Consider the following 6,645-nt stretch of genomic DNA (forward strand, 5'->3'; position numbering starts at 1 on the left):
CAATGCTGCACGCGATGCTTGAGGGGACCGCACTCGGCCTCAGGCGACGCCATACCGTGATCACTCACCGCATCACCGCCGACGCCGAGGGGCAGCCCGCTGCTGTGCGAGGAGCTGAAGGCCCCCCGCCGCCACATGCCAGCTCACCCGCGTGACGCCGACGAAAGCAGTCGCCAAGCGCGCCGCCCGCCGACGTTCCTGATCGGTAGCAAGTAAAGAGAGTCATCGCCATCTTCGAACATGCCTGGTCGGAGGCTCTGGCGTGCGGTTCGGTAGAGATGCTCAGGCTGGTCGCGGGCACAAGTCTGCGGTCTTGATCGTCTGACCAGGTCACGCCGGGAGAGGACGGGGGCAGGTGATGACTGAGTTCAAGAAGCGGTGAGCGTGGCCAGTGCGTCGCGTGCGCAGGCAGTGGCAGCGGTCTCGGCGGTGGCACTCGGTACGGGCGTCGGGGTGGAACCCGAGAGAGTGGCTCCCTCGTACCTGATGGAGATCAGCGCATTGCGCTGGAGAACCACGAGGTCGACCCGGCCGGCACCGGATCCCGTGCTGTAGAGCAGGGCCGCCTTGTCGCCGAGGCCGGGAACCGCGCGATCGTCGGCGATCTTCATGCCGCTGGTGGGCAACGTCGACCGGTCAACGGTCAGCATCTGCTGGTAGACGCTCTCCCTCTGCGGGGCCAGTTGGACTTCGACCTGCACGAACGCATAGCCGGTGCGGTAATCCTTGGTCGCCCAGACCCCACTGGAATTGGTCTCGCCCCCGACGGTGCTTCCTGCGGTGCACGTGGCCCCCTTGGCGTAGTGGGCGATCGTGGCGGGGCGCAGCAGCGAACAGCCTTTGGCCAGCGTGGTGTAGGGCGCATCGGTAGGCTTTGCCGAGTTGGAGGACGGTGCTGTGGTCGAGGTGCTCGCTGCGGCCGCCGGCGTGGTTGCTGCCGGGCTCACGAGGGTGGCCACCAGGCTGAGTGCAAGTGCTGCGGCGCCTGCACCGGCTGTGATACCGCCGAGTAGCCAGGTCCAGCGCCGAGTAGGTCCGGCAGGCCGTAGGTCGGCCTGGTCCGGTAGGGTCGCCGGGGTGGGCTGAGTTGGAATCAGTTGCGTGGCGGCGACGGTCGGCAACGGCTTTGCTGCAGGCGGGGTGTCCTCGATGTCGTCCATCTTGTTGTGCACCTTCCGAAGGCTGTCAGGTGGTGGGCAGGTGATAGGCGGTCAGCCCGGTGCCGTAGCCGATCAGCAGGACCGATCCCTGGGCAAGAACGCGCGGGTCTCCTTGTTGCCGGGCGAATTCCTGGTGCCACAGCGAGGTGCCGTCGGCGGCGGCGAGCGCCTGCAGGGTGAAGCCCCCGGCCGCGGTGGGTGCGGTGACGAGGAACAGTTTCCCGGTGGCCGCCTGTACGGTGGCCGCGCCGTGCGCCGAGTGCCAGGTCCATGCGGTGCGCCCGGTACGCAGGGCGGTGCCGGTTACGCCCGTCGGCCCGCCGAGCGCGAGCACGTTATTGGCAGTTGCGTATCCGGTGATGGTTCCGGTGTGCGAGCCGCTCCACAGCTGGAGGCCCTGTGCTGCGCCGAAGGCTGCGATGGCGATCTTCTCCTTCGCATTCGCACCCTCGTCGGCCGGCACACAGGCAAGGACTCCTTGATGGAGCGAGAGCGAACCGTAGTAGCCGCCGGCGGTCATGGTCGCCGAGGCCGGGGGGAGCCCGGTGGGTCGGCTCCAGGCGGTGGATCCGTCCCTGGCATCCAGCGCGGTGAGGACGCGGTTCGAGGTCAGCGCGTACAGCCGGCTGCCGCTCGGCGGGGCGTACAGCTCCGGGACGTTGAGCGACCAGCGCTGTCGTCCGGTCACCGTATCGAGCACCCGGCAGTTGAAATAGTCACCGTTCACCGCCCCCTTCAGGTCTCCGCTGACCTGCATGACCAGCACTCCGGCCGAGGCCATGCCCTGGAGACGGTACGAGGTGCCGAGCGCCGAACTGGTCCACTGCCTGCCGCCTTTGACCGCGTCGAAGGCGTGCAGCGCGCCGCCTTCCCCCGTCACCAGCAGCAGGCCCGGCACCGGTAGTGCGACGGACTGCGCGCCGGGGACGGTGTCGGTCGAACGCCAGAGCGTGGCGCCGGTGCGCGCGTCCTGCGCCTGCACCGAGCCGTCGGAGCCAACGGTCCACACCCGGCTGCCATCACTGGCCGGGAGGATGCCCGCGCCTGCGGTGGAGCTCCACAGCTTCCGCCCGCCGGAACGGGCATAGCCGACCACGCCCGTGCGGTCGGCGCACACCACTGCCGTCGGCCCGCACCCGATCAAGGCCATGCCGGCCCGGGGGAGCGCGGCCGTCCAGGTCCGCCGGGGCACGTCCCCGGCCACAGCCGGGCCCGGCCACAGCGCCCAGGCAGCACCGCCCGCCGTCGCCGTGGCGAGCAGTGCGCCGCCGAGGATGAGCAGTCGCCGCCGGGTGCCGTTCGGGTCTTTGAGCACCTGGTCGAGTTCACGCTCGCGCCGACGTACGCTCTGCTCGGCCACGCCCAGCCAGTCGGTGCCGACCGCCGGACCGTACCGGAATGCCTGGGCGAGCTCGGTTTGCGCGGGCCGCCGGTCCGGGTCCCGGTGCAGGCAGCGAACCAACAGTCCCACCAGCTCCGGCGGAACCCCGTCGAGATCCGGGGGCTCCTCAGAAGCCCGGTAGATCAGCACGGCGGGCGGGCCGGAGCCGAAGGGTGCGCGTCCGGTGGCGGCGTAGGCCAGCACCGCGCCGAGCGAGAACAGATCGCTGGTGGGGGTCAGCTCCTTGCCGGCCGCGTGCTCGGGCGACATGAACCCGGGCGTTCCGATGATCGCGCCGCTCGCGGTCTGCGCCCCTTCCTCGACCGTCGGCTTGCTGATGCCGAAGTCGATGACCCGCGGACCGTCTCTGGTGACCAGGATGTTCGAGGGCTTGAGGTCGCGGTGGATGGTGCGGGCCCGGTGGATCGCGGCGAGCGCCTCGACCAGCCCCGCGCCCAGCACCTGCAGTGCAGCCCCCTCCAGCGGTCCGTGCCGCGCCACGGCCTCCTCCAGCGAGGGGCCTGCCACGAACTCGGTGGCCAGCCACGGGACTTCCGCCTCGGTGTCGGCGTCCACCACGGCCACCGTGTAGGCCCCGTTGACCGCCCGTGCCGCTGCCACCTCCTGGGTGAACCTGCGCCGGAACTCGGCGTCGGCCGCGTACTGCTGCTGCACGGTCTTCACTGCGATGGGCCGCCCGCTGTCGGTCGTGGCGAGGTAGACCGCGCCCATGCCACCGGCGCCGAGCCGGCGCAGGATCCGGTACGGGCCGATCCTTTCCTCGCTCATGCTCCGCTGACCCGGAAGGCGTGCAGAGCAGTGGCGGACGCGGCGTACAGCGACGTGCCGGAGGCCGCGGTGGTCCAGTGTCCCTCGGTAGAAGTCCCGTGCGCCACCCAGCGGATGGCGCCGTCGGCGGCGTTCAGCACAGCCACACCGGAGGGCAGGTGGACCAGCGGGACGGCGAAGAAGCCGGTGCCGGCGGAGGGCGCCCGGTAGTCCGTGCCCATGGTCGACGCAGTCGTCACCGCCACGGTGGAGTGCCACAGGCCCTTGCCGGTTGCGGTGTCCAGACAGTACGCGGATCCCAGAGCGCCGGACAGCAGTAGCCTGCCCGCGCTGAGCGCGCAGCCGAAGACTCCCTGCGGGGCAGTGGGCGAAGTCCAGCGCTGCCGCCCGCTGCCAGGATCCAGGGCGGTGACCGCGTTGCCGTGCACGGCCAGCAGCAAGCTGCCGGTACGCAGCAGCCTCATGGTGGTCGAGGCTGCGGGCCCCACGCCGGCGGCCCGCCAGCGGGCTGTCCCGGTCCGCAGGTCCACCGCGCGAATGGTGCCGCCGTCCTGGTAGTAGCAGCGGCCGTCCGCGACCAGGCCCAATGAACTGCCCGAACCGCTCAGCAGGGACTGCGAGTTGCGCGCCGAGTCCACCGCCAAGTCCTGGGTGAGGTCGTGCCGCCACAGCACCTGACCGCCGCTCAGATCGGCCCCGATGACCACGCCGGGACCGCCGAGGGTGGGCTCGTAGGCCAGCACCACGGTCCGGCTGTCCGCGCCCAAGGCCTGGATGCTGGCCGCAGCGCCCGAGCGCTTAGCGGCGGGCACGGGCATCGGGCCGCTGTGGGCCGCGCCCGATGCGTCCAGCCGGACCAGGCTCGCGAAGTCCCCGGTGGCTCCGTAGAGTTCGCCGGCCTGGGCCTGGAAGAACTGCGTGCGCTGCTGCGACCACAGTCGGCGTCCCGTCGAGGAGTTGAAGCCGAGCGCGCCCTGTCCCTCGGCCCAGCACACCGGCGTGGAGCCGAGCAGGGCCGTCTGAATGTCCATCAGGCCGTCGACCGAGCTGCTCCACAACGGCGCCGGACCTGCGGGCAGCGGGCTGGGCACCTTAGCGGCGGCGCCCCAGGCATTCGCGGACTTGCCCACCATCTTGGTATTGCCCTCCGTCGCAGCCCGGCGGCCGAGCAACAGCGGTACGCCCACCGCGACGGCCGCCGCCGCGCCGAGCCCGGCGCCGAGGCCGAACAAGCCGCGGCGGCTGAGCGACTGCCATGTCCGCACCGGCAGCGCCGGCGGATCGGCGGGCGGCGCGGCCAGGTCGATCTCAGCCTGCCTCTCCCGGGCGTCGAGGTCGGCGATCAGCCCCGGGCTCAGCAGCATCGCCGGATCGGCCGGAGCCAGGGCACCCAACAAGGCCGTCGGCGTGGGACGTCGGGCAGGATCTTTGTCCAGGCACGAGACGACCAGCGAGCGCAGTGCAGACGGCACCGCGGTGAGTTCGGGCTCCTCGTACACGACCCGCCGGTTGATCTCCGCGGGCTCGCCGCTACCGAACGGGGTGCGGCCGGTGAGTGCGTACGCAAGCAGGCAGCCGAGTGAGAAGACGTCTGCCCTTGCATCGGCGACAGACGCGGAGACGATTCGCTCGGGGGCGATGTACCCGGCCGTGCCGCACACCATGCCCGTACGGGTCAAGTGCACGGCGTCGAAGGCACGGCTGATGCCGAAGTCGATGACGCGTGGCCCGTCCCGGGCTATGAGCACATTGCCCGGCTTGAGGTCACGGTGCACCACTCCCGCCGCATGTATCGCCGCCAACGCCTCGGCAAGCCCAGCTCCCAGTGCCCGTGATCCCGCCTCGCTGAGGGTGCCGAACCGCGTGATCACTTCGCTGAGATCAGGAGCGGGCAGGTAGGACGTGGCCAACCAGGGCTGGCGGCCACGAGGCTCCGCGTCCACCACCGGCGGGGTGTGAAAGCCGGTCACCCGCCTCGCGGACTCCACCTCTTGCTGGAAGCGGCGCTGGAACTGCGGGTCCCCGGCGTACTCGGGGCGGATGACCTTCACCGCGAGCAGTCTCAGCCCGGGAGAGCGTGCCAGGTACACCTGCCCCATCCCACCCTCGCCCAGCGGCCGCAGCAACTGATGCGGGCCCACGAACACAGCCGGTCGCGCCTGCACATCCTTGGCGCCCCTGTCGACGGTCACCGATCCCCCCAGTCCATCGCTGCCACCACGGCCAGAGTGACACGCGCGCACACCTGACGTTCCCTGATATGCAGTCAATATGCGGGACAAGGCTGAGGTTTAGCTGTCGATGCGCAGCAGCAGGCGGTGCACGGTACCCCGGCCGGGGCCACCGGCCCGGTCGTCTCGCGAAGCGGTCCGGCGAGTGCGGCGGGTGCAGGGGCCATACACCGCGCCGGTGCTGGACAGTTCCACCGAGGGCCGAGCCCTGGCTGCCGTCAGTTACGTCCCCGGTCCCTCCCTCGCGTCCGCCGTGTACCAGCACGGCGTGCTGCCGACATGTACGGTCCTCCAGCTGACGGCCGGTATCGCCGAGGCCCTCCAGACCATCCACTCGGCCGGCATCATCCACCGCGACCTGAAGCCGTCCAACGTGGGCCTCCGACGGCCCCCGCGTCATCGACTTCGGCATCGCCCGCGCCGCCGACACCACCGCGCTCACCGGGACGGACGTACGCCTGGGCACGCCCGCGTACATGTCGCCCGAGCAGGCCATGGGCAGTGACGTCACCCCGGCCCTGGACGTCTTCGCGCTCGGCCTGATCACGTACTTCGCCGCGAGCGGACGCGCCGCCACCCTCGCCGACCGGTGCGACAAGAGCCCCCGATCGACGAGGAACCTGTAGAGGTCGTCCTGGACGAACGACTCCTTGCCTCAGGTCGAGGCGCCGATCGGCTTCTCCTGCCAGCGGGTCCGCTGGTCGCGGTACGACACGAGATCCGACTCCACCGCCGACAGCACGTCGCTGCCCAGGCCGACGAGTTGGGCATCCAGCCGACCGACCGCCCGCCCGTAGTCCTTGAGCGTGGTCTCGTCCAGCAAGGCTGTCGACAGATACCTGCCGTAGTCGCACAGCGGCGGCACCGGCATTTGCGTCTCCTCGTCGAGGAACTCCGGCGTCCCATCGAGCACACCCCGCCGTTTCAGCAGAGCTGCCACCTCCGCAGCGGGGATCACATCCGTGTCCAGGAACCTCTCCAGCAGCCCGGACTGCACAGAGGCAAGATCCACCGTCGACCCTTTCTAGGGGCCCGGAGGAACTCCCTGTGGACCTTCACGTATTTGGTTCTGGCCGCGATTGCT

The 6,645-nt window shown here is 70.5% G+C and carries 4 protein-coding genes and 1 pseudogene; 1 reads left to right on the top strand and 4 read right to left on the bottom strand.

Features of this window, described 5'->3' with window-relative positions; translation table 11 throughout:
- Positions 1-368: 368 nt before the first annotated feature.
- From AC4OXY_RS45895 to AC4OXY_RS45905, 3 genes are read right to left on the bottom strand one after another with little or no spacing between them, the layout of a single operon-like run.
- Positions 369-1,160: a hypothetical protein gene (locus tag AC4OXY_RS45895; RefSeq protein WP_362821079.1), complete on the bottom strand. Its 792-nt coding sequence runs from the start codon at positions 1,158-1,160 to the stop codon at positions 369-371.
- 25 nt (positions 1,161-1,185) lie between these two features.
- Positions 1,186-3,330 carry a protein kinase domain-containing protein gene (locus AC4OXY_RS45900; RefSeq protein ID WP_491992752.1) on the bottom strand — a complete coding sequence of 715 codons (2,145 nt, stop codon included), beginning with the start codon at positions 3,328-3,330 and terminating at the stop codon, positions 1,186-1,188.
- Complete coding sequence (locus AC4OXY_RS45905; RefSeq protein ID WP_491992753.1) at positions 3,327-5,522, bottom strand: protein kinase domain-containing protein; 2,196 nt, start codon at positions 5,520-5,522, stop codon at positions 3,327-3,329. Before AC4OXY_RS45905 ends, AC4OXY_RS45900 begins: the two co-directional genes overlap by 4 nt.
- 175 nt (positions 5,523-5,697) lie before the next feature.
- On the opposite strand from AC4OXY_RS45905, the pseudogene AC4OXY_RS45910 reads away from it, so the two are divergent.
- Positions 5,698-6,136: pseudogene (locus AC4OXY_RS45910) on the top strand (serine/threonine-protein kinase); the annotation flags it as partial.
- A gap of 80 nt (positions 6,137-6,216) precedes the next feature.
- Here AC4OXY_RS45910 and AC4OXY_RS45915 read toward each other — a convergent pair.
- Positions 6,217-6,573, bottom strand: coding sequence for a hypothetical protein (locus tag AC4OXY_RS45915; protein WP_491992754.1), 357 nt, complete (start codon positions 6,571-6,573; stop codon positions 6,217-6,219).
- Between the last annotated feature and the right edge of the window lie 72 nt (positions 6,574-6,645).

It is taken from the genome of Streptomyces sp. HUAS MG56 (genome assembly GCF_058673395.1).